Origin of the sequence: Leucobacter chromiiresistens, assembly GCF_001477055.1 — a bacterium.
Classification (GTDB): domain Bacteria; phylum Actinomycetota; class Actinomycetes; order Actinomycetales; family Microbacteriaceae; genus Leucobacter; species Leucobacter chromiiresistens_A.
In genome coordinates this window covers 1-20,987 of record NZ_LDRK01000056.1, presented here as the reverse complement: position 1 = coordinate 20,987, position 20,987 = coordinate 1, and the positions used below count along the sequence as shown (strand labels likewise).

Below are 20,987 nucleotides of genomic sequence, written 5' to 3'. Positions count from 1 at the left end.
GGCTACCTTCCGGCGTGGGTGTCGGGTTCCGGGGAGGATCCGGCGGTCATCGGGGCTGCGTCGGCGTCGCCCCGGGGCGCTCCGCCGCGGGCGGCGGTGTCGTCGGCCCCGGTCGTCGCGGCGGCGGATGCCGGCGCCGTGACGTCTTCGAGCACCACCCGGCCGTCTGTGCGTCGCAGCATCGGGATCCTCCGCAGGAAGCCCCAGCGCGGCAGCAGCAGCGCGGCGATCACGAGCAGTGCCGTGATCAGCTTCATGTCGTTCGGGTCGAGGCCGGCGCGCAGGGCGAAGAAGATGATGAGTCGGTAGATGACGGCGCCGAGCACCACGGCGAGGCTGGCGAGCCAGATGAAGCGCTGGCCGAAGATCGCCTGGCCGAGGATGACCGATGCGAGGCCGACGAGGATCAGCCCGACGCCCATGCTGATGTCGGCGAAGCCCTGGTACTGGGCGACGAGGGCTCCGCAGAGGCCGACGAACCCGTTCGAGATCGCGAGGGTGAGGATGGTGGTGCGGTCGGTGTTGACGCCGAAGCTGCGGATCATCGGGCCGTTGTCGCCCGTCGCCTGGATGGCGAGGCCGAGGTTGGTCGAGAGGAACCAGTCGACGATGAACTTCAGCACGAGCACGGCGAGGAGGATGATGGCGACGCCGCCCCAGGTGCCGAGCAGGTCGCCGTCGCGGAGCGGGGTGAACACGGTGTCGGCGCGCAGCAGCGGGAGGTTGGCGGCGACGGCCGTGTCCTCCTTCGCGGTGCCCATGATGCGCAGATTAATCGACCAGAGGGCGATCATGGTCAGGATGCCCGAGAGGAGGCCGTCGATGCGCCCCTTCGTGTGCAGCAGGCCGGTGACGATACCCGCGACGAGCCCCGCCCCGCCACCGGCGAGGGTGGCGAGGACGGGGTTCTGCCCGGTCGTGATCAGCGCTGCCGCGACGGCGGCGCCCGTGGTGAAGCTGCCGTCGACCGTGAGGTCCGGGAAGTTGAGCACCCGGAACGTCAGGTAGACGCCCAGTGCCATCACCCCGTAGATGAGGCCGAGTTCGAGCGCGCCGATCATGCGATGGTCATCCTGTTCGTATCGTTCGTTGGGAGGTCGAGCGGGTGGGAGGCCGCGGGGGCCGGGTACCCGGGTTACTCGACGGTCTCCGCCTGGTCGAGGATCTCCTTCGGGATCTCGACGCCCATGCGCTCGGCGGCGCCGGGGTTGACCACGTAGGTGAAGCTCTTCGAGGTCTCGACGGCGAGCTCTGCCGGATCGGCGCCGTCTTCGAGGATCTTGATGGCCATCTCGCCGGTCTGGTGGCCGAGGTCGACGTAGTCGATGCCGAGCGTGGCGACCGCGCCGCCCTCGACGGTGCCCGCCTCGGCGCCGATCACGGGAATCTGCTGCTCCTCGGCGACCTGCACGAGCGACGCGATGCCCGAGACGACGAGGTTGTCGGTGGGCACGTAGATGGCGTCGACGTCGCCGAGGGCCTCGGTCGCCTGCGCGATGTCGTTCGCGGTGGTGACGGTCTTCGTGACGATCTCGAGGTCGAGGTCGGCCGCGGCCTCCTGCGCCGCCTCGACCTGCACCTCCGAGTTCACCTCGCCCGAGGCGTAGACGATGCCGACCTTCTTCGCGTCGGGCACGATCTCCTGCAGCATCTTGAGCTGCTCGTCGAGCGGCGCGAGGTCGCTCGTGCCCGTCACGTTGCCGCCGGGGGTCTCGTTCGAGTCGACGAGCTCGGCCGAGACGGCGTCGGTCACGGCGGTGAAGAGGATCGGCTTGTCGGTGATGGCCTGGGCTGCAGCCTGGGCCGCCGGGGTGGCCACGGCGAGCACCAGATCGTTGTCCGAGGTCGCGAAGCCCTGGGCGATGGTGACCGCGGTCGCCTGCTCGGCGTTCGCGTTCTGCTCGTCGAAGTTGACGGTCTCGCCCTCGACGTACCCGGCGTCGATGAAGGCCTGCTTGAAGCCCTCGGTCGCCGAGTCGAGCGCCGGGTGCTGCACGAACTGGCTGATCCCGATGTTGAAGGTCTCCGCCGATCCGCCCTCCCCCGAGGAGTCGGACGAGGAGCAGCCGCTGAGGGTGAGGGCTGCGGCGGCGGTGAGGCCGGCGATGGCGAGTGCGCGGCGGCGGAACGAGGTCTGTCGCATGGGTATCGGATCCTTTGCAGGGGTGTCGCCGGGTCAGTGCATCGGCGAACTGAGCGGGTCGGCGGGAGCCCCCGCCACTTCAAGCATCGTAGACCGCCATCCCCCCGCGGGAGCAACTCGGAGCCGGCTTCGTGACCGAGGCGTTGTAATTCCTGACCGATCGGTCGGTCAGTTGACCTGCCCGAACTCGCCCGTGGCCACGATGATCGCCCGCGCCAGCACGGCATCCCGCATCGTGAACCCGAGCACCGCCGGCGTCGCATCCGGGTCGACGTCGACATGATCGACGTCGAGCGCGTGGACGACGAACCAGTAGTGATGCACACCCGTGCCCCGCGGCGGTGCGGCGCCCGCGTAGGCCCGCTGCCGGCGCTCGTTCGGCAGGGTCAGCGCCCCGGCCGGCAGCAGCTCACCGCCGGAAGCGCCCGCCTCGCCCGCCCCCGCGGCGAGCTCGCGCGTGCTCAGCGGCAGATTCGCCACCGCCCAGTGCCAGAACCCCGACCCCGTCGGGGCGTCGGGGTCGAAGCAGGTGACGGCGAAACTCCGCGTGCCGTCGGGGAACCCCTCCCAGCTCAGCTGCGGCGATCGGTTCGACCCCCCGGCCGCCGCGGCGAACTGCTCCGCCGGCAGCGGCTCGCCATCCTGGATATCGGTGCTGCGCAATGAGAAACTCGGCACCCGCCGCATGCGCGCATACGGATCGATGTCGCCGCGACTCGGATTCCCGTTCGTCATGGCACCCCCTCGTGTACTGACCGACCCTGCCCGTTGCGGCCCGTTGCTGCCCACCAGCCTACGGTCGGCGACCCGCCGCGCCAACCGTCGCGCCGAGACGCCCTCCCACCCACCGGGACTCCCCGGCCGGCGCCGCTCCCGCTCGATATACTGGATGCTCGGCATCGGCGCACCAGGCGCCCGACGAATCGGAGTGATCATGGCAGCGACCACAGGGTCAGATCGAGCACGCGCGACGCTCGCCTACCTGCGTCGCAAGATCACCACCGGGGAGTGGCCCGTCGGCGGACGCATCCCCATCGAACCCGAACTCGCCGAGCAGACCGGGGTGGGGCGGTCGACCGTGCGCGAGGCCGTGCGATCGCTCGCCAGCATCGGCATGCTCGAGACCCTCCCGGGCCGCGGCACCTTCGTGCGCTCGGCCGCGCCGACGAGCACGCTCCTCAACGAGTTCCTCACCGACTTCACGCTCGAGGAGATCCTCAGCTACCGCCGCGCACTCGAGATCGAGGCCGCCCAGCAGGCCGCCCTGCACCGCACCGACGAGGACATCGCGGCGCTCGAACGCGCCGCGATCGAGGAGGTCGGCTGCACGCGCTGCCCCGTGCTCGGCTTCGCCGCCGACGTCGACACCGCGTTCGACAGCCGATTCCACCGCCTCGTCTTCGACGCCGCCAAGAACCGCCTGCTCGCCGCCCTGTACGCGGGCATCAACGACCGCCTCCGCACCCCCGAGCATCGCGGGCGCCTCGCGAACGTCGCCACCGGAGCGGAGATGGAGCGCGACCACGCGCGCGTGCTCGACGCGATCCGGCGCCGCGACTTCATCGACGCCGTGCACGCGATGGTCAACCACGTCGACCACGACGTCGTCATCGTCAACGACCAGCACGAGGTGATCCCGCCGCTCGTTCGCACCCCCGAGCAGCAGCAGCGCATCGACGAAGCGCAGATGGCCCAGGATCACGTGCTCGCGCGCGCCGAGGCCCAGGCTCGCCCCTGACCCGCTCGTGATGCCCGGCAGCGCACCCGGCGGAGCGCCGCGCCCGCTCGTGCGAACGGACGCGGGAGCCGTTCGCGGCGTGTGGGAGCCCATCGACGCCGCACTGCCGACCGGGGCGAGCGCCGCGGTGTTCCGCGGCATCCCCTACGCCGCCGCTCCCGTAGGCGAGCTCCGATTCGCCGCCCCGCAGCCCCCCGCCCCGTGGGACGGGGTGCGCGACGCGGCCGACTTCGGCCCGACTCCGCAGCGCGGCGACGCCGGTATCACGCTCATCCCCGAGCACTCCGTGCCGGGAGACGCCACGCTGAACGTCAACGTCTGGACCCCCGACCCCAGCCCCGCGGCGCAGCTGCCCGTCGTCGTCTGGATCCACGGCGGCGGATTCATCTCGGGTTCGCCCGCCAGCCCCTGGTACGACGGCCGCGCCTTCGCCCGAGACGGCATCGTGCTCGTCACGGTCTCCTACCGCCTCGGCTTCACCGGCTTCGGCTGGCTCGACGGCGCCCCCGCGAACCGCGGCGTGCTCGACTGGGTGCGCGCACTCGAATGGGTGCGGCAGAACATCGCGGCGTTCGGCGGCGACGCGGATCGCGTGACCGTCGCCGGGCAATCGGCCGGGGGCGGAGCCGTGCTCACGCTGCTCGGCGTTCCCGCGGCGCGCGGCCTCCTCCGCGGCGGGTACGCGATGTCCGCCGCCATCGCCGCCCCCTCCGTGGAGGCCGCCGCGGCGCGCACCCGCCACCTCGCCCGGCTCGCCGGAGTGACCCCCGACGCGGCCGGCGTCTCGGCGCTGCCCGAGGCGCGCATCCTCGAACTGCAGCGCCGGATCACCGCCCCCGCCGCACCCCGGCTGCTGCGCGACGTGCACGGCCTGCTGCGCGACGGGCTCATGATCGGCCCTCTGGCCGACGGCGAGATCGTGCCCCACGATGCCGTGCACGGCGCCGCGCTCGGCGCGAGCGCGCACGTGCCGCTCGCGCTGTGCACCGCCGACGACGAGCTCATGGGCCTGTTCGCCCCGCGCCCGATCCTCGACCGCGCACCCCGGCGCGCCGTGCTGCGCGGACTCGGAGCCTCCGCCGCGGCGGTCGACCGCTGGCTGGCGATCGACGAGATCCGCGCCACGGCCAGCAGCGTCGCCCTCGTCGGGCGCTACGCGACCGACGCCGTGTTCCGCTCGTGGGTGCCCCGTATCTCGCGGGCGCGCGCCGCATCGGACGCCGCCGGGGCGACCTGGACCTCGCGATTCTCGTGGCACGCCCCCGAGACCGAGACCGGAGCGCCCCGCATCGCGGGGCACTGCAGCGACGTGCCCTTCGTCTTCGACCGGCTCGACGCGCCAGGGGTGGAGCGCGTCTCCGGGCAGGCGCCCCCGCAGGCGCTCGCGGATGCCGTGCACGGCGCACTGGTGCGCTTCGCGCGCGACGGCGAGCCCGGCTGGGGAGCCGATGCGGCCGGCGCGGGCCCGACCCGCGTGTTCGATCTGCCCGTGCACGAGGAGACCGACGCGTACGCCTCGGCGGCGGCGCTGCTCGACGAGCGCGAGCCGCACGACGCGCCGAGCTGAGGCGCCGAGCTGAGTCGGCCCGGCGCGCCGCGCGGATGCGGCCCGGCGGCGGCTACCCCGCGGAACCGGGCTCCGCCGCCCACTCCGCGTCCGCGTAGATGCGCAGCGCATCGCGCACGAACTCCGCCCCCGCCTGCCCGCCGTAATTCGCGGCGAATCGCTCGTCGGCGACGTACAGCTCGCCGAGCCCGCGCACGTACCCCGCCGCGTCGCCGGCCGGATCCGCCGCCGGCGTGCCGGGAATCCCGCGCAACCAGGCGACGTGCCGAGCGGCGAGCGCCTGGGCCTCCGCTCCCGCGGGATCCTCGCCCCTCCGGGCGGCGTCGGCCCACGCGGCTCCCAGCTCCGCGCTCCGGCGCTGCCACGCCGCTCGGCCGTCGGCGTCGAGCCCGCCCCACCAGCGGTCGCCCGCGTCGGCGGCGCGGGCGCCCCAGCGCCGCTCCACCTCCGCGCGGTGCTGCGCCTGGTCGAATCCGTCGAAGATGTTCTCTGACATCAGTGCTCCTCTCGTATCCGGTGTTCCGTTCTGCCGCAGCAGCGCTGCGATGGTGCGCTCCACGGCGCCGATCTGCCGGTCGACGCGCTCGCGCTCGCCCTGCAGGATCGCGAGGTGCGCGCGCAGGATCCCGGCCGCTTCGGGCGGGGCACCGCGATCCTCGCCGACGCGGGCTCCCGTGCCGCTGCTCGTAGCGGAGCCGTGATCCGGCCCGGCCCCGTGATCCGCTCCGGCCCCGTGCGCGTCCTGCGCCGCGAGCACCCGCGCGATGGCGTCGAGCCCCAGCCCGAGCTCGCGGAGCAGCAGGATGCGCTGCAGTCGCAGCAGTGCGCCGTCGTCGTAGTAGCGGTACCCGTTCGCGCCGACGCGTGTCGGCGGCAGCAGGCCGATGCGGTCGTAGTGGCGCAGCGTGCGCGACGTCGTGCCCGCAGCGCGCGCCACCGCCTGCACGGCGTGGAGTCGTTCGTGGTGGTTCATCATGGTGCCCTTCGCTTCGACCGCAACGCTACGGGTTGACGTAGCGTCACGGTCAAGCGCCCGCACCGGGCGAGCCGCAGCTCGGCCGCCCGCACGCGGGCCGCGTAGCATTGTCGGGTGAGCGAGCCCAAGATCCTGCTGTACTACGTCTTCGCGCCCGTCGCCGACCCCGAGGCCGTGCGCCTGTGGCAGCGGGAGCTCTGCGAGTCACTGGGTCTGCGCGGACGCATCATCGTCTCGCCGCACGGCATCAACGGCACGGTCGGCGGCGAGCTCGACGCGTGCAAGCAGTACCTGCGGCGCACTCGCGAGTACCCGCCGTTCGCGGCGCTCGAACCCAAGTGGAGCGAGGGCACTGCGCTCGTCGACGCGCCCGAAGAGCGGCTGCACGGCGTCGAGCGAGGGGCGCGGTGGCAGCGCATCACCGATTTCCCGCGCCTCAGCGTGAAGGTGCGCGATGAGCTGGTCGCGTTCGGCATTCCGAACGAGACGCGAGTCGACAGCGACGGGGTGGTGGGCGGAGGCGTTCACCTCTCACCCCAGGAGGTGAACGACCTCGTGGCCGAACGCGGCGACGAGGTGGTCTTCTTCGACGGCCGCAACGCGTGGGAGGCCGAGATCGGGCGGTTCGCGGGCGCGGTGGTGCCGAGCACCCGAACGACCCACGACTTCATCGCGCAGATCGACGCCGGCGACTTCGACGACCTCAAGGGGCGACCGGTCGTCACCTACTGCACCGGCGGCATCCGCTGCGAGATCCTCTCGGCGGCGATGCGCACCCGAGGATTCGACGAGGTGTACCAGATCGACGGCGGCATCGTGAAGTACGGCGAGGCCTTCGGCAACGACGGCCTCTGGGAGGGATCGCTCGCCGTCTTCGACGGGCGCGAAGCGCTCGACTTCGCCCCGGGAGCCGCCGTCATCGGCCGCTGCCGCGTGTGCGGCGCACCCTCGAACGCGGTGTCGAACTGCTCCGACCCGGCCTGCACGCACCGCTTCGTGGTGTGCGACGCCCACGCCGGGTCCCCGTGCGAGGAGCACGCGCAGGCGGCTTGAGCGCGACGCCCCGTCTTGCCCCACCCTGCGAGCGGGGTCACTTGTCGTGCGTGTCGGGAGCGCGACACGCACGGGAAGCGACCCCGCTCCAAAGGGAAGGGATGGCGGAGGCGGGCGGGCCCGTCAGGCGGGCGGGAGGCGCGGGATCGCCGCGATCAGGCGCTGCGTATACGCCTCACGCGGGGCCGCGAGCAGCGTCCCCGTCGCGCCCGACTCGACGACGCGGCCGCCCTCCAGCACCACCGTGCGATCGCAGGTCGCCGCCACCGCGCCGAGGTCGTGCGACACCATGACGAGCGCGAGACCGTGGTCCGCGCGGAGCCGGTTGATCAGCTCGATCACCTGGGTGCGAGTGCTGACGTCGAGGGCGCTCACCGGCTCATCCGCGACGAGCACCCGCGGGCGCACCACCGTCGCCCGGGCGATCGCGATGCGCTGCCGCTGCCCGCCCGAGAACTCGTGCGGGTAGCGGCGGGCGGCGTCGGCCGGCATGCCGACCGATGCGAGCGCGGCGCGCACGCGTTCGAGCGCCTCGGCGCCCCGGGCGAGGCCGAGCGACTCGAGCGGTTCTGCGACGATGCGGTCGATGCGCTGCCGCGGGTCGAGCGAGGAGTACGGATCCTGGAAGACGGCCTGCACCCCGCTGCGGAACCGCCGCATGAGCGCACGATCCCGCAGTCGCAGGGGCGCGCCGTCGAAGCGGATCTCGCCGCGCTGCGGCGACGCCAGCCCGAGCAGGAGGGAGAGGAGCGTCGACTTGCCCGCGCCCGACTCCCCGACGATGCCGACCGATCCGCCCGGCTCCACCGCGAGGTCGACGCCCGTGAGGATGCGCCGACTGCCGTAGGAGAAGTCGACGCCGCTCGCCTCGATCACGCTCACTGCGCGCCCTCCGATCCGTTCGCGAGACCGCCTGACGCGCCGTCGAGCGCCGCGTCGAGCTCCCGCGCGTGCGCGACGAGCTGCCGCGTGTAGGCGTGCTGCGGCGCGCGCAGGATCTCGCGCACGTCGCCCTGCTCGACGGCGACGCCGCGCTGCAGCACGAGCACCCGGTCGGTCATGCGCGACACCACGGCGAGGTCGTGGCTGACGAAGAGCAGGCCCATGCCGCGCTCGGCGACCAGCCGGTCGAGGAGGTCGAGCACCTCGAACTGCACCGTGACGTCGAGCGCGGTGGTCGGCTCGTCGGCGATGAGCAGCCGGGGGCGCGCGGCCAGGGCGATGGCGATCGCGACGCGCTGGCGCTGGCCCCCGGAGAGCTCGTGCGGAAACGCGCGCGCGAACCGCGGCTCGTCGAGGCGCACCTCCGCAAGGGCCGCCGAGACGGCGTCGTCGAGCGCGCTCCCGCGCAGGCCGAGATGCCGCCGCACGGGCTCCGCGATCTGCCTCCCGACGCGCATGAGCGGATCCAGGGCGGTGAGCGGTTCTTGGAAGACGACCCCGGCGACCGGTCCGCGGAGCGGGCGGAGCGTCGACTCGTCGGCCCCCACCGTCTCGACCCCGGCGAGGCGCACCGACCCCGATGCACGGAGGCCGCCGGGGAGGAGGCCGGTGACCGCGAGCGAGGTGAGCGACTTGCCCGATCCCGACTCCCCGATGAGGCCGACCCGGCCGCCCGGTGCGACGTCGAGGTCGATGCCGCTCACCAGCGCGGCGTCGCCCGCGCGCACGGTCAGCCCGCGCACGCTCAGCAGAGATTCCGTCATGCGCGCCTCCCCCGTCGCGTCGGATCCGTCGCATCGCGCAGGCCGTCGGCGACGAAGTTCACCCCGAGCACCAGCACCACGAGCGCGATGCCCGGCGCGATCGCCCCGATGGGGGCGGTGAGCACCGTGCCCTGCGCCTCCTGCAGCAGACGCCCCCACGACGCGTTCGGCGGCGGGGCTCCGAGGCCGAGGTACGACAGGCTGGCCTCGGCGAGCACCGCCGCGCCGAACTGGAGGGCGAGGGTGACCGCGAGCGTGGGGGCCATGTTGGGCAGCAGGTGGCGGCGCACGATGCCGAGCGTGCGGGTTCCGCTCGTGCGCGCGGCGATCACGTACTGCGAGCCGACGGCGCGCTTCGCGAGAATGCGGGAGACGCGGGCCACGATCGCCGACATCGCGAGGCCGATCGCGAGAACGGCCGAGCCGAGCGAGGGCGGCTGCAGGGCGACGATCAGCATGGCGGTGAGCAGCACCGGGAAGGCGATCGCCACGTCGATGAACGCGGAGATCGCATCGTCGATCCAGGGCGCCGCGAGTGCCGCCACCAAGCCGATGACGATGCCGAGCACCGCGGCGATCGCCACGGACCCCGCCCCGACGAGCAGCGCGATGCGCGCGCCGACCATGAGCTGGCTGAGCAGGTCGCGGCCGAGCTTGTCGGTGCCGAGCAGGTGCTCCGCGCTCGGCGCGGAGAGCCGGCCGCCGCTCGTGTCGTCGAGCGGATACGGCAGCCAGACGAGCGACACCAGAGCCATGAGCACCACGATGCCGACGAGCACGAGCCCCGCGACGAGCGTCGCACTGCGCCGGGCGCTCATGCCCCCACCCCCACCGTGCGGCGGAGGCGCGGGTCGACGATGCGCTGCGCCACGTCGGCGGCGAAGCCGACGAGCAGCACCAGCAGCGTGGTCACGACGAGCACCCCCTGGATCGCCGAGAAGTCGTGCCGGGCGATGCCGTCGACGAGATAGCTGCCGAGGCCGGGGAGGGCGAAGACGCTCTCGACGACCACGGCGCCGAGCAGGGTCGAGGCCAGTTCAATCCCGAGCACCGAGATGACCGGCACGGAGCCGTTGCGCAGCCCATGGCGCCACAGCGCCTCGCCGAACCCCGACCCGTGCGCGCGAGCCGTGCGCAGGTAGTCGCTGCCGAGCACGTCGAGCGTCGCCGAACGCACGTACCGCGTCAGCGACGCCCCCATCACGCAGGCGATCGCGATCGCGGGGAGCGCGAGCGACGAGAGGGCGCCGGCGGGATCGCCCCAGTCGTCGACCGGGAAGCCGCCCGTGGGGAACCACCCGAGGAGCAGACCGAAGACCCAGACGAGGATGATGCCGACCCAGAACACCGGCACGGCGATGCCGAGCTGCGCCACGCCCGAGAGCAGCACCCCGTACCAGCGATCCGCCCGCACCGCCGCGGTGACGCCCCCGATGAGCGATCCCGCGACGGCGAGCAGGAAGGCGAGCAGGGTGAGCGGAACGGTGACGATCAACCGGGCGGAGATCTCGTCGCCCACCGACGCCCCCGTGATGAGCGACTCGCCGAGATCGAAGCGGAGCAGCTGCGCCACCCAGTCGCCGAACTGCACCAGGATCGGCCGATCGGAGCCGACCTGCTCGCGGGCGGCCGCGATCTGCTCGGGCGTCGCATTCACCGAGAGCAGCGCATTGGCCGGGTCGCCCGGGAGCAGGCGCAGCAGCACGAAGATGAGCACCATCGCGATGGCGAACGATGCGACGAGCAGGAGGCCGCGGCGGATCAGATACCCGAGCATCGCCCTCCCCTGCGGTGTCTGGACGCTCGTGCGCGGTGCGCGGCGCCGGTGATCGATGCGCGTCGGAGCCGGGGCGCTCCCCCGGCTCCGACGCGACTACTCCTTGACGATGTTATAGGCGAAGAACTGCGAGTTCAGGCCGTTCACCGGGTATCCGGTCACCGTGTCGGCGGCGACCACGATCTGCGGGTACAGGTACAGCCACGCGCTCGCCGCGTCACTCGCGATCTGGCGGTTCGCCTGCTTCAGCAGCTCGGCCTGCTCCTCCTCGCTCCCGGCCTGCTCGGCCTCGGCGATCCACTGCCCGACCTGCGCGTTGTCGTAGCCCCAGTAGAAGTCGGGGTTGCCGTACCAGACCACGTCGCGATCGTTGACGTGCTCCTGCAGGGTCGCCTCGAAGTCGTGCTCCTGGAACACCTTCGTGTACCACTCGTCGGCGCTGATCGTGTTGATGTTCACGGTCACGCCGATCTGCTTGAGCTCCGACTGCACGAACTCGGCGACGGCCGGGTGCGGATCGTAGCTCGGGGTGTCGAGGGTGAACTCGAACCCGTCGCCCAGGCCGGCCTCCTCGAGCAGCTCCCGCGAGCGCTCCGGGTCGTAGGGGTTGAGATCGTTCAGGTCCTCGTACCACGGGTCGGTCGGGGGCACCATCGAGCCGATCACGGTGCCGTAATCGCCCCAGATCGCGTTCAGCAGCTTCTCGCGGTCGATCGCGGAGTAGACGGCCTGACGCACGCGGGCGTCGTCGAACGGCGCGACGCGATCGTTGAAGGCGAGCAGCTCCTTCGTGGTCGACTGCCCGTCCGTGATCGTGAACGTGCCCGACTCCTCGAACTGCGGCAGCGAATCGGGGTTCTGCACGCTGGTGATGAGGTCGATGCGGCCGCTCTGCAGCGCCGTGTCCTCAGCCGTCGCATCGGTGAAGTAGGTGTACACGACCTCCGCGTTCTTCGCAGCGTCGCCCCAGTAGTCGTCCCAGCGCTCGAGCGTCAGCGTGCTGCCGCGCTTCCACTCCCCGAGGGTGTACGGGCCCGTGCCGTCCTCGGCGCTCTCGAGGTCGGTCGCCTCCGAGTTCACGATCCAGATGTACGTGAGCAGGTACGGGAAGGAGATCGAGCGCTGCTTCAGCGTGAAGACCACCGTCTGGTCGTCGGGCGTGGCGATGTCGGAGACGACCTCCATGCTCGACTTGCGCGCCGACTGCGAGTCGGGCGCGGTGACGCGCTCGACGCTCGACTTCACGTCGGCCGAGGTGAGGGCCTTGCCCGAGTGGAAGGCGACGTCGTCGCGGAGGGTGAACGTGTACGTCAGCCCGTCGTCGCTGACCTCGTAGCCCGTCGCGAGCAGCGGCTCCGTCGTGCCGTCGTCGTTGAGGCGGTAGAGCGCCTCGTAGACGTTGCCCGTGAGGGCCTCGGTGACGCCCTGGCCGCCGCCGGCCGTATTGCTGAGGTTGACCGGCTCGTACAGCGAGCCGATGCGGATCGTGGCGTCCTCGCCGCCGGCGGAGGCGCCGCCGTTCGAGGCGCACCCGGCGAGCGCCAGTGCGGCGACGGCGAGCGCCCCGATCGCGGCGAGCGCTGAGTTCTTGAGGGAGGGCATGGGGTTCCTTCGCATGATGGGTGGGGGCTTCGGGCGTGCTGCCGTCAGACGGTGTAGATGTCGAAACCGCCGGTGAAGCGCGGCAGGCGCTCGCCGGCGAGCACCGGCCACGGCAGACGGTTCTGGGCGGGCGGCATCGGGCAGTTGTACTGCGCGGAGAAGCCGCACGGCGGCACGAAGGCGCGGTTGAAGTCGAGTCGCACCCGGCCCGGCTCGCCGAACTGCGACGCCTCGCGCTCCACGAACAGGAAGCGACCCGACCCGTAGGTGCCGGTCGCGTCGCCCTTCCCGTTCGTCGGGTCGCCGAAGACGAGCAGCAGCTGGCCCGCGTCGTCGAAGGCCGCGAGCGTGAAGCGCTGCCCGTCGCGCTCGAACGTGATGTCGCCCGGCACGACGAGGTCGCGGCTGCCGCCGGCGTCGCGGATGTGCTCGAAGGGCACGGTGCGATCCGCGGAGACGGGGGTGAACTCGGCGTCGATGATCCAGTTCGGATCGAACGGAAAGGTCTCGATCTCGGCGAACGCGGCGATGGCGGGCGCGTGCGCGTTCCACACCCGGAGCCCGTGCTCGGCGCGGCCGCTCGAGATGTTCTTCCGCTCGACGGGCGTCACCGTCACGCCCTCCGGCGCGGCCTCCCGCTCGGCCGCCACCCGGCGCGCCGCCTCGTCGGCGTCGACGTCGCCCGCGAACCAGCGCGTCTCGACCAGGCTCAGATTGCCGGTGGGAGCGGTCACCGCCGCGCGCCGGCCCGCGCGCCACGCGTCGTGGGCCGTCTGCGGCGTCTGCACCGGCTCCGACGTCTGCACCGGCTCCGACGTCTGCACCGGCTCCGACGTCTGCGACGCCGCTGCCTGCGAAGCTGCGCTCATGGTGACTCTCCCTCTGCTCTCGGCGATCCCGCGCTCCGCTCGCGGCGCCCCGGCCGCGATGCGACCCGCACCCCGAGACGAACCTCCGCGAATGCGACGCATTCACGATCTGCAAGTATCCCGCATTCGCACGGAGCGCGCGAACGCTCATGCAGTCGAACGACACGAAGCGGACGGGTATTCCAGGTAAGGGGATCGCCGTCGCGGCAAGCCCTGTTCGCTGGGAGCATGCGCATGCGCCGATCGCGCAGCGACGTGCTCTACCATTCCCCGCATGGCCAGACCCACACGACGCGAACGCGCGGTCGCTCGCATCATCCAGCCGCGCAGCAGCACGACCGGCGCGCCGCGGCCGATCGTCGAGCGCTCGCTCGACGGGCTCCTCGCGATGCAGCGCCCGTCGGTGCTCGCCCACCTCCGCCGCATCCGCCGGAAGTACCCGCACGCCACGCCCGAGCAGATCATCCGCGTGCTCGAGACGCGCTACATCGCGACCGTCACCGCGGGCGGGGCGGGCGTCGGCGCCGCCGCAGTGATCCCCGCGGTCGGCACCGGCATCGCCCTCGGCCTCGCGGGCGCCGAGACCCTCGGCTTCGTCGAGGCGACGGCGCTGTTCGCGCACTCGGTCGCCGAAGTGCACGGCATCACGGTCACCGATCGCGAGCGCACCCGCGCGCTCGTGCTCGCGCTCATGCTCGGCAACGAGGGCGCCGACCTCGTGCGCCAGGTCACCATGCAGGCGGTCGGCGGCGGCGGCTCGCGTCGCGACTACTGGGGCAAGATGCTCACCTCCGCCGTGCCCCGCTACGCCATGGGACCGCTGCTCGACCGCCTGAAGAAGTCGTTCATGCACCGGCTCGCCGGGGTGGGCGGCGCCTCGGTGGTCGGCAAAGCGCTCCCCTTCGGCGTCGGAGCGGTCGTGGGCGGCACCGGCAACCACCTGCTCGCCCGACGCGTCACGAAGGCGTCGCGGCAGGCGTTCGGCCCGCCGCCGCTCACCCTGCCCGTCGAGCTCGAGTTCACCCCCGGGCCGTTCGCGTCCGAGCACCCGGAGGCGCAGCCGGCTCCGGGCGCGGCCCCCGCTCCGGAGGCGCAGCCGGCTCCGGGAGCCGCCCCCGCTCCGGAGGCGCCGCGCTATGCGCCCCCGGTCGTTCCGTCGCCGCCGCGATACGCGCCCCCGGTGCCCGACGGGAACGGTGCATCCGGCGACGGCGCGCCGAGCGGCGGAGCGGCAGGCGGATCCGGATCCGGCCCCGCCTACGACATCACGTCGCTGCCGCGCACCCCCTGACGGGGCGCCCGCGGAAGGCGCACCCCCGGACCGGGCGCCCGCCGAGCGGGCGCCCCTGACCGAGGCCTACCAGATCGAGACGCGCTCGGCCGGGTCGAGCCACAGCCCGTCGCCCTCCCGCGTCTCGAACGCGGCGTGGAACGCGTCGAGATTGCGCACGATCTGGTTGCAGCGGAACTCGTTCGGCGAATGCGGGTCGATCGTCAGCAGTCGCACCGTCTCCTCGGGGCGCGACTTCTGCTGCCACGCCTGCGCCCAGGCGAGGAAGAAGCGCTGCGCCCCCGTCAGCCCATCGATCACCGGCGGCTCGGCGCCCGCGAGGGACCGGAGGTAGGCCTTCCACGCGATCTCGAGGCCCGAGAGGTCGCCGATGTTCTCGCCGATCGTGAGTTCGCCGTTCACCGTCTGCCCCTCGGCCCCCTCGGGCGAGAGCTCGTTGTACTGGCCGATCAGCGCGCCGGTGAGCTGCTCGAACGCGGCGCGATCCTCCTCCGTCCACCAGTCCGTCAGCCGGCCGTCGCCGTCGTAGCGCGAGCCCTGGTCGTCGAAGCCGTGACCGATCTCGTGACCGATGACGGCCCCGATCGCCCCGAAGTTCGCCGCGGCGTCCCAGCCGACGTCGAAGAACGGCGGCTGCAGAATGGCCGCGGGGAACACGATCTCGTTGAAGCCGGGGTTGTAGTAGGCGTTGACGGTCTGCGGGGTCATGAACCACTCGTCGCGGTCGATCGGCTTGCCCACCTTGCCGATCTCGCGCACGAACTCGACCTCGGACACGCGCCGCGAGTTGCCCACGAGATCGCCGGCGTCGACCTCGAGCGCGGAGTAGTCGCGCCACTTCACGGGGTAGCCGATCTTCGGCGTGAACCGGTCGAGCTTCTCGAGCGCGCGGGCCCGCGTCTCCGGACCCATCCACGTGAGCCGCTCGATGGAATCGCGGTACGCCTCGATGAGGTGATCGACGAGGCCGTCCATCGCCGCCTTCGCGCGCTCGTCGAAGTGGCGCTCGACATACAGGCGGCCCACCGCCTCGCCCATCGCTCCCTCGACGAAGGAGACGCCCCGGCGCCAGCGCTCGCGCTGCTGCGGCGCCCCGGTCAGCGCCGTGCCGTAGAAGTCGAAGTTGGCGCGCGAGATCTCCTGCGAGAGCAGGGCCGCCGACGAGCGCACGATGCTCCACACCAGCCACGCGCGCCAGGCGTCGAGCTCGGCGTCGACGAGCAGCTCGGAGAGGCCGGCGATCGCGTCGGGCTGCGCGGCGACGACCTCGGCGAAGGCGGTCTCGGGCGCTCCCATGGCCCGCAGGTACGCGGACCAGTCGAGATTCGGCGTCAGCTCCTGCAGCTCTGCGAAGGTGCGCAGGTTGTAGAGCTTCTGGATGTCGCGGCTCGCCACCTTGTCCCAGTGCGTCGCCGCGATGCGGCGCTCGAGGTCGTAGGCGAGACCCGCGAGGCGATCCGCGTCGTCGACACCCGCGAGCTGCAGCATCCGGGCGATGTGCGCGCGGTACTGCTCTCGGATCGCGGCGAACTGATCTTCGCGGTAGTACGACTCGTCGGGCAGCCCGATGCCGCCCTGCATGATGAAGACGATGTACCGGGCCGGGTCGCCCGGGTCGTTGTCGATGTACATGCCGGCGAATCCGCCGAGGCCCTGACGCTCGAACCGGGCGACGGTCGTGATGAGCTCGTCGACGGAGCCGATCTCGCGCGCACGGGTGATGTCGGCCGCGATCGGATCGGCGCCCTGCGCGTCGGCGCGCTCCACGTCCATGAAGCTCGCGTAGAGGGCCGCCACCTTGTCGGCCTCGGTCGCCGCACCCGCCCCCGCCGCCGGAGACTCGGTGCCCGTGATGATGTCGCGCACCGCCTCCTCGGCATTCTCGGCGAGCACCGCGAACGAGCCGTACCGGGCCTTGTCCGAGGGGATCTCGGTGCGGTCGATCCACTTGCCGTTCACGTGCCGGTAGAGGTCGTCCTGCGGCCGGACCGCAGGATCGAGTTCGGTGAGGTCGATGCCGGAGGCGGGCGCTGCGTTGCTCATGCGACCACCCTACTGGTGGCGTCGGCGGGTCGCGTTAGCGTTATGGCATGACCCCAGACGGCACCCGGGCGCAGCGCCGGACGATCGATCGGAGCATCGCGCACCTCGCGATCCCGGCGCTCGGCGCGCTCATCGCCGAGCCTCTGTTCCTGATCGTCGACTCGGCGCTCGTCGGCCACCTCGGCGCCGTACCGCTCGCGGGGCTCGCCATCGCGAGCGCCGTGCTGCAGACCGCGGTGGGCCTCATGATCTTCCTCGCCTACGCCACCACCCCGCTCGTGGCGCGCTCGCGGGGCGCCGGCGACCTGCGGGGCGCCGTGCAGTTCGGCGTCGACGGATTGTGGCTGGCGCTCGGCATCGGCATCGCCGTCGGCGCGGGGCTCTGGCTCGCGAGCGGCCCGATCGTCGCGGCGTTCGGCGCGAGCGACGACACGGCCCGGCAGGCGCTCGCCTATCTCACGGTGTCGTGCCTCGGCATCCCGGCGATGCTCGTGGTGTTCGCGGCGAGCGGGCTGCTGCGCGGACTGCAGGACACCCGCACCCCGCTCCTCGTCGCATCGGTCGGCTTCGCCGTGAACGCGCTGCTCAACTGGTGGTTCATCTACGGGCTGGGCTTCGGGATCGCCGGCAGTGCGTGGGGCACCGTGCTGGCCCAGTGGGCCATGGTGGCGGTCTACCTGCTCGTGGTGGTGCGGCATGTGCGGCGCGCGGGAGCGGGGCTGCTGCCGCGGCGCGAGGGGCTGGGCCGCGCGGGGCAGAGCGGCGGATGGCTCTTCGTACGCACCGTCGGTCTGCGGGCCGCACTCCTCGCGACGGTGTTCGCCGCCGCCGGCCACGGAACCGCGGCGACCGCGGGCTACCAGGTCGTCTTCACCATCTTCTCGACCGCCGCCTTCGCCCTCGACGCGCTCGCCATCGCCGCTCAGGCGCTCATCGGCGATGCGCTGGGATCGGGCGACGCGTCGCGGGCGCGGGCGATCGTGCGGCGCAGCGTCTTCTGGGGCATTGGCTGCGGGGTGGTGCTCGGCGGTGCGCTCGCGCTCGCGAGCCCGGTAGCGGGCCGCGTGTTCACGGACGACGCCGCGGTGCTGACGATCCTCCCCGCCGCCCTCGTCGTGCTCGGCGTCTCGCTGCCGCTCGCCGGGTACGTCTTCGTGCTCGACGGCGTGCTCATGGGCGCGGGCGATGCGCGCTACCTCGCGTGGACCAGCCTCGCCAACCTCGCCGTCTACCTGCCGGTGCTGTGGGCGATCACCGTGCTCGTTCCCGCGGGAGCGGGCGGTCTCATCGCGCTCACGGCGGGGTTCGCCCTCGTCTTCATGGCGGCCCGCGCTGCGACCCTCGGGCTCCGCGCCACCGGAGACCGGTGGGTGCGGCTCGGGATCTGAAGCCCGACCCGCAGCCGCCCGCCGCGGGTTGATAGCCTGGGTCTCTCGCGCCCGCACATCTCGCAGATCTCGCACAGGAGCACCGTGTCACGTCCGATCGACCACCGCTCCGCCGTGCGCTGGACCTCGGGCGTGCTCGTCATCTTCGCGCTGCTCGGCTTCGGGTTCGGCAGCTGGCTCGGCCGCATCCCGGCACTGCGCGACCACCTCGGCGCCAGCACGCTCGAGATGAGCTGGCTCGGTCTCGCGCTCGCCCTCGGCTCGCTCACCGGTCTCGTGTTCTCGGGGCGCACCGTCTCCTGGCTCGGGCCGCGCCGCACCCTCGCGATCGGGATCACGGGGCAGACCCTCGCGCTGCCCGCCGCCGCAGCCCTCTTCTGGGTCGACGCCACCGCTCCCGCCATCGCATGCCTCGTGGTCTACGGCCTCATGTTCGGCACGTCGGACGTCGCGATGAACGTGAGCGGCGCCGGTGCGGAGCGCGCGCTCGGCACGCCGCGCATGCCGCTGCTGCACGCCGCCTACAGCCTGGGGAGTGTCAGCGCCATGGGCGTCTCCGCGCTCGCCGAGACCTCCGGCATCATCGTGCCGGTGCACCTGGGCGCGACGTACGCCCTGATCCTCATCGTCGCCGCACTCGCGCTCCCGCGCCTGCCGCCGGGCAGCCCCGAGGCCGCGACGCCCGAGCGGCCTGCGAGCGTGCACACCGGGCCGACCCGGATCCCCGCGGCGGCCGACGTCGATGCCGCCTCGGGCCGCTACTCGCCGTGGCTGCAGCCGCGCATCCTCGTGATCGGCCTCATCGCGATGTCGATGGCGCTGGCGGAGGGTACGGCGAGCGATTGGCTGCCGCTGGCGCTCGCCGATGGGCGGGGGTTCGCGAACGAGTCGGCGGCGCTCACCCTCGGCGTCTTCTTCGTGTCCATGACCCTGGTGCGCGTCGCCGGATCCTGGCTGCTGATCCGCTTCGGCCGGGTGCGCGTGCTCCGCGGCGGCGCGCTCCTCGTGATCGCCGGACTCGTGCTGGTGATCCTCGTCCCCTTCGCCTGGGTGTCGGTCGTGGGCGCCGTCTGCTGGGGAGTCGGGTGCGCACTCGGCTTCCCGATCGGGATCTCGGCGGCCGCCGACCACCCGGCCACGGCGACGCGCGATGTCGCCGCCGTCTCGGCCATCGCGTACACCGCGTTCCTGCTCGGCCCCATGGGCATCGGCTTCCTCGGCGAGCACCTCGGCCTGCTGCACGCGTTCTGGCCGCTGGTCGCCTTCTCGGCGTTCGTGCTGGTCGCGGCGCGCGCCGCCCGGGAGCCGCGCGGCGGGGTCGGGGCCGCGCACTGATCCCGAACCGGTAAACTCCTGCGGGTGCGAATCGTTGTTGCAGACTGCTCAGTCGACTATGCCGGCCGCCTGTCGGCGCACCTCCCGCGCGCCAAGCGCGTGCTCATGCTGAAGAACGACGGCAGCATCCTCGTGCACTCCGACGGCGGCTCGTACAAGCCGCTCAACTGGATGAGCCCGCCCTGCTCGCACGCCCAGCTCGAACTCGACGAGACGCAGACCAGCGCCGGCATCGTGGAGGCGTGGCAGGTCACCCACAAGAAGACGGCCGACAAGCTGGTGGTGTCGCTCTTCGAGATCTTCCACGACAGCGCGCACGACCTCGGCGTCGACCCCGGGCTCATCAAGGACGGCGTGGAGGCGCACCTGCAGGAGCTGCTCGCCGACCAGATCGAGCTCGCCGGAGACGGGCACACGCTCGTGCGTCGCGAGTACATGACCCCGATCGGCCCCGTCGACATCCTCGCGAAGGACGCCGACGGCGGATCGGTCGCGATCGAGATCAAGCGCCGCGGCGGCATCGACGGCGTCGAGCAGCTCACCCGCTACCTCGAGCTCATGAACCGCGACCCGAAGCTCGCCCCCGTGACCGGCATCTTCGCCGCACAGGAGATCAAACCGCAGGCGCGCACCCTGGCCGAGGATCGCGGCATCCGCTGCCTCCTCCTCGACTACGACGCGATGCGCGGCATGGAGGACAAGAACACGCTGTTCTGAACGGGCGGGCGGGGCTCCCGCATCGGATCGCTGGCACAGGCGGCGGGCTCGCGCAAGGGCACGCCGCCGAGCGGCGCCTCCGTGTACGGTGGCGGCATGCGCGCACTGCTCCTCCTCCTCCTGGTCGTCTGGATCGTCGTCGCCGTGATCGGCTTCGTCATCAAGGGACTCTTCTGGCTCGCAGTGATCGGGATCGTGCTCTTCCTGGTCACCGGCGTCATCGGCATGCTGAAATCGAAGGCGTCGAACCGGCCGTAGCCCGGACTCGAACGCGCCGCGCCCGCAGGCGAGTGATCTCGCAACGGGTGTATGTTCTCGGATGGATATAGATAGCCTCAGCACGACTTCGACGGCGCCCGTATCCCTGCGGCCGCGACTGTGCGATGCTTCGCGTATGGGGTATTTGGTGTACGGGGGCCAAGAGTTCGAGTTCGAAGATCGATTGCTGATGCACCTGAAGTTCGTCATCGGGCAGCGGTTGAAGAAGCAGGAGAGCTTCTTCATGAGCTGGCAGCGGGGCGCGAGCGACGGCGCGGGGCGGGTGTCGCTCTGGATGTCGCCGTACGCGACCCTCGCATTCTCGTTCTCGGGAAGCCGCGAACCGGCCTACAATCCGCACTGGCTGAAGGCGCTGCTCGCGATCTCGCACACGCCGCGCGGGCTCGTCGTCATCTCGGAGGAGGAAGCCGAGACGTACGTGAAGAAGAACCCCGACCTCATGTAGTCGCAGACACGGGCGAGCCTCCCCGCCGCGAGTGCGATGGGGAGGCTCGCCCGTGTCT

The 20,987-nt window shown here is 72.1% G+C and carries 20 protein-coding genes; 9 read left to right on the top strand and 11 right to left on the bottom strand.

Annotated elements, in window-relative coordinates:
- Window positions 1-2: 2 nt before the first annotated feature.
- From NS354_RS09055 to NS354_RS09045, 3 genes are all read right to left on the bottom strand, one after another.
- The gene (locus tag NS354_RS09055) at window positions 3-1,061 is read right to left on the bottom strand and encodes an ABC transporter permease (protein ID WP_058594199.1); all 1,059 of its coding nucleotides are present in this window, start codon (window positions 1,059-1,061) and stop codon (window positions 3-5) included.
- Window positions 1,062-1,135: 74 nt separating this feature from the next.
- Window positions 1,136-2,143: an ABC transporter substrate-binding protein gene (locus NS354_RS09050; protein WP_058594198.1), complete on the bottom strand. Its 1,008-nt coding sequence runs from the start codon at window positions 2,141-2,143 to the stop codon at window positions 1,136-1,138.
- Between the two features lie 168 nt (window positions 2,144-2,311).
- Window positions 2,312-2,878 carry a YbhB/YbcL family Raf kinase inhibitor-like protein gene (locus NS354_RS09045; RefSeq protein ID WP_082678000.1) on the bottom strand — a complete coding sequence of 189 codons (567 nt, stop codon included), beginning with the start codon at window positions 2,876-2,878 and terminating at the stop codon, window positions 2,312-2,314.
- Window positions 2,879-3,077: 199 nt separating this feature from the next.
- Between NS354_RS09045 and NS354_RS09040 the strand changes: the two genes are divergently transcribed.
- Window positions 3,078-3,881: a FadR/GntR family transcriptional regulator gene (locus NS354_RS09040; protein ID WP_058594204.1), complete on the top strand. Its 804-nt coding sequence runs from the start codon at window positions 3,078-3,080 to the stop codon at window positions 3,879-3,881.
- A 10-nt stretch (window positions 3,882-3,891) separates the two neighbouring features.
- Complete coding sequence (locus tag NS354_RS09035) at window positions 3,892-5,448, top strand: carboxylesterase/lipase family protein (protein ID WP_058594197.1); 1,557 nt, start codon at window positions 3,892-3,894, stop codon at window positions 5,446-5,448.
- Window positions 5,449-5,500: 52 nt separating this feature from the next.
- On the opposite strand, the gene NS354_RS09030 is transcribed toward NS354_RS09035, so the two are convergent.
- Entirely contained in the window at window positions 5,501-6,421 is a 921-nt protein-coding gene (locus tag NS354_RS09030) for a MerR family transcriptional regulator (RefSeq protein WP_058594203.1), read from the bottom strand.
- Between the two features lie 117 nt (window positions 6,422-6,538).
- Between NS354_RS09030 and NS354_RS09025 the strand changes: the two genes are divergently transcribed.
- Entirely contained in the window at window positions 6,539-7,477 is a 939-nt protein-coding gene (locus NS354_RS09025) for a rhodanese-related sulfurtransferase (protein WP_058594196.1), read from the top strand.
- A gap of 123 nt (window positions 7,478-7,600) precedes the next feature.
- Here NS354_RS09025 and NS354_RS09020 read toward each other — a convergent pair whose 3' ends face one another.
- The 6 genes from NS354_RS09020 to NS354_RS08995 form a co-directional block, all read right to left on the bottom strand.
- On the bottom strand, window positions 7,601-8,359 hold the full coding sequence (locus tag NS354_RS09020) for an ABC transporter ATP-binding protein (RefSeq protein WP_058594195.1): 759 nt from the start codon (window positions 8,357-8,359) through the stop codon (window positions 7,601-7,603).
- A complete protein-coding gene (locus tag NS354_RS09015; RefSeq protein ID WP_058594194.1) occupies window positions 8,356-9,183 on the bottom strand; it encodes an ATP-binding cassette domain-containing protein in 828 nt (275 codons plus the stop codon). The genes NS354_RS09020 and NS354_RS09015 overlap by 4 nt, the downstream gene beginning before the upstream one ends.
- On the bottom strand, window positions 9,180-10,001 hold the full coding sequence (locus NS354_RS09010) for an ABC transporter permease (protein WP_058594193.1): 822 nt from the start codon (window positions 9,999-10,001) through the stop codon (window positions 9,180-9,182). Before NS354_RS09010 ends, NS354_RS09015 begins: the two co-directional genes overlap by 4 nt.
- Window positions 9,998-10,960, bottom strand: coding sequence for an ABC transporter permease (locus NS354_RS09005; protein WP_058594192.1), 963 nt, complete (start codon window positions 10,958-10,960; stop codon window positions 9,998-10,000). The genes NS354_RS09010 and NS354_RS09005 overlap by 4 nt, the downstream gene beginning before the upstream one ends.
- 96 nt (window positions 10,961-11,056) lie before the next feature.
- Window positions 11,057-12,562, bottom strand: coding sequence for an ABC transporter substrate-binding protein (locus NS354_RS09000; RefSeq protein ID WP_058594191.1), 1,506 nt, complete (start codon window positions 12,560-12,562; stop codon window positions 11,057-11,059).
- A gap of 44 nt (window positions 12,563-12,606) precedes the next feature.
- A complete protein-coding gene (locus NS354_RS08995; protein WP_153002165.1) occupies window positions 12,607-13,431 on the bottom strand; it encodes a DUF1684 domain-containing protein in 825 nt (274 codons plus the stop codon).
- 274 nt (window positions 13,432-13,705) lie between these two features.
- Between NS354_RS08995 and NS354_RS13605 the strand changes: the two genes are divergently transcribed.
- The gene (locus NS354_RS13605; RefSeq protein WP_058594190.1) at window positions 13,706-14,722 is read left to right on the top strand and encodes a hypothetical protein; all 1,017 of its coding nucleotides are present in this window, start codon (window positions 13,706-13,708) and stop codon (window positions 14,720-14,722) included.
- A 66-nt stretch (window positions 14,723-14,788) separates the two neighbouring features.
- Here the strand turns inward: NS354_RS13605 and NS354_RS08985 are convergent, their stop codons facing one another.
- Entirely contained in the window at window positions 14,789-16,765 is a 1,977-nt protein-coding gene (locus tag NS354_RS08985; protein ID WP_058594189.1) for a M13 family metallopeptidase, read from the bottom strand.
- A gap of 47 nt (window positions 16,766-16,812) precedes the next feature.
- On the opposite strand from NS354_RS08985, the gene NS354_RS08980 reads away from it, so the two are divergent.
- From NS354_RS08980 to NS354_RS08965, 5 genes are all read left to right on the top strand, one after another.
- Entirely contained in the window at window positions 16,813-18,153 is a 1,341-nt protein-coding gene (locus NS354_RS08980; RefSeq protein ID WP_058594188.1) for an MATE family efflux transporter, read from the top strand.
- Between the two features lie 84 nt (window positions 18,154-18,237).
- Window positions 18,238-19,488, top strand: coding sequence for an MFS transporter (locus NS354_RS08975; protein WP_058594187.1), 1,251 nt, complete (start codon window positions 18,238-18,240; stop codon window positions 19,486-19,488).
- 24 nt (window positions 19,489-19,512) lie between these two features.
- The gene (gene nucS, locus NS354_RS08970) at window positions 19,513-20,205 is read left to right on the top strand and encodes an endonuclease NucS (RefSeq protein ID WP_058594186.1); all 693 of its coding nucleotides are present in this window, start codon (window positions 19,513-19,515) and stop codon (window positions 20,203-20,205) included.
- A gap of 96 nt (window positions 20,206-20,301) precedes the next feature.
- Complete coding sequence (locus NS354_RS13600; RefSeq protein ID WP_193750747.1) at window positions 20,302-20,463, top strand: hypothetical protein; 162 nt, start codon at window positions 20,302-20,304, stop codon at window positions 20,461-20,463.
- 190 nt (window positions 20,464-20,653) lie between these two features.
- Window positions 20,654-20,929, top strand: a complete 276-nt coding sequence (locus NS354_RS08965) for a hypothetical protein (protein ID WP_241490454.1) — start codon at window positions 20,654-20,656, stop codon at window positions 20,927-20,929.
- The last annotated feature ends 58 nt before the right edge of the window (window positions 20,930-20,987 follow it).

Bases quoted from the DNA above. Each gene is read 5' to 3' on its own strand.
- NS354_RS09055 (WP_058594199.1), bottom strand. From the start codon at position 1,061: ATGATCGGCGCGCTCGAACTCGGCCTCATCTACGGGGTGATGGCACTG.
- NS354_RS09050 (WP_058594198.1), bottom strand. From the start codon at position 2,143: ATGCGACAGACCTCGTTCCGCCGCCGCGCACTCGCCATCGCCGGCCTC.
- NS354_RS09045 (WP_082678000.1), bottom strand. From the start codon at position 2,878: ATGACGAACGGGAATCCGAGTCGCGGCGACATCGATCCGTATGCGCGC.
- NS354_RS09040 (WP_058594204.1), top strand. From the start codon at position 3,078: ATGGCAGCGACCACAGGGTCAGATCGAGCACGCGCGACGCTCGCCTAC.
- NS354_RS09035 (WP_058594197.1), top strand. From the start codon at position 3,892: ATGCCCGGCAGCGCACCCGGCGGAGCGCCGCGCCCGCTCGTGCGAACG.
- NS354_RS09030 (WP_058594203.1), bottom strand. From the start codon at position 6,421: ATGAACCACCACGAACGACTCCACGCCGTGCAGGCGGTGGCGCGCGCT.
- NS354_RS09015 (WP_058594194.1), bottom strand. From the start codon at position 9,183: ATGACGGAATCTCTGCTGAGCGTGCGCGGGCTGACCGTGCGCGCGGGC.
- NS354_RS09010 (WP_058594193.1), bottom strand. From the start codon at position 10,001: ATGAGCGCCCGGCGCAGTGCGACGCTCGTCGCGGGGCTCGTGCTCGTC.
- NS354_RS09005 (WP_058594192.1), bottom strand. From the start codon at position 10,960: ATGCTCGGGTATCTGATCCGCCGCGGCCTCCTGCTCGTCGCATCGTTC.
- NS354_RS09000 (WP_058594191.1), bottom strand. From the start codon at position 12,562: ATGCCCTCCCTCAAGAACTCAGCGCTCGCCGCGATCGGGGCGCTCGCC.
- NS354_RS08995 (WP_153002165.1), bottom strand. From the start codon at position 13,431: ATGAGCGCAGCTTCGCAGGCAGCGGCGTCGCAGACGTCGGAGCCGGTG.
- NS354_RS13605 (WP_058594190.1), top strand. From the start codon at position 13,706: ATGGCCAGACCCACACGACGCGAACGCGCGGTCGCTCGCATCATCCAG.
- NS354_RS08985 (WP_058594189.1), bottom strand. From the start codon at position 16,765: ATGAGCAACGCAGCGCCCGCCTCCGGCATCGACCTCACCGAACTCGAT.
- NS354_RS08980 (WP_058594188.1), top strand. From the start codon at position 16,813: ATGACCCCAGACGGCACCCGGGCGCAGCGCCGGACGATCGATCGGAGC.
- NS354_RS13600 (WP_193750747.1), top strand. From the start codon at position 20,302: ATGCGCGCACTGCTCCTCCTCCTCCTGGTCGTCTGGATCGTCGTCGCC.
- NS354_RS08965 (WP_241490454.1), top strand. From the start codon at position 20,654: ATGCACCTGAAGTTCGTCATCGGGCAGCGGTTGAAGAAGCAGGAGAGC.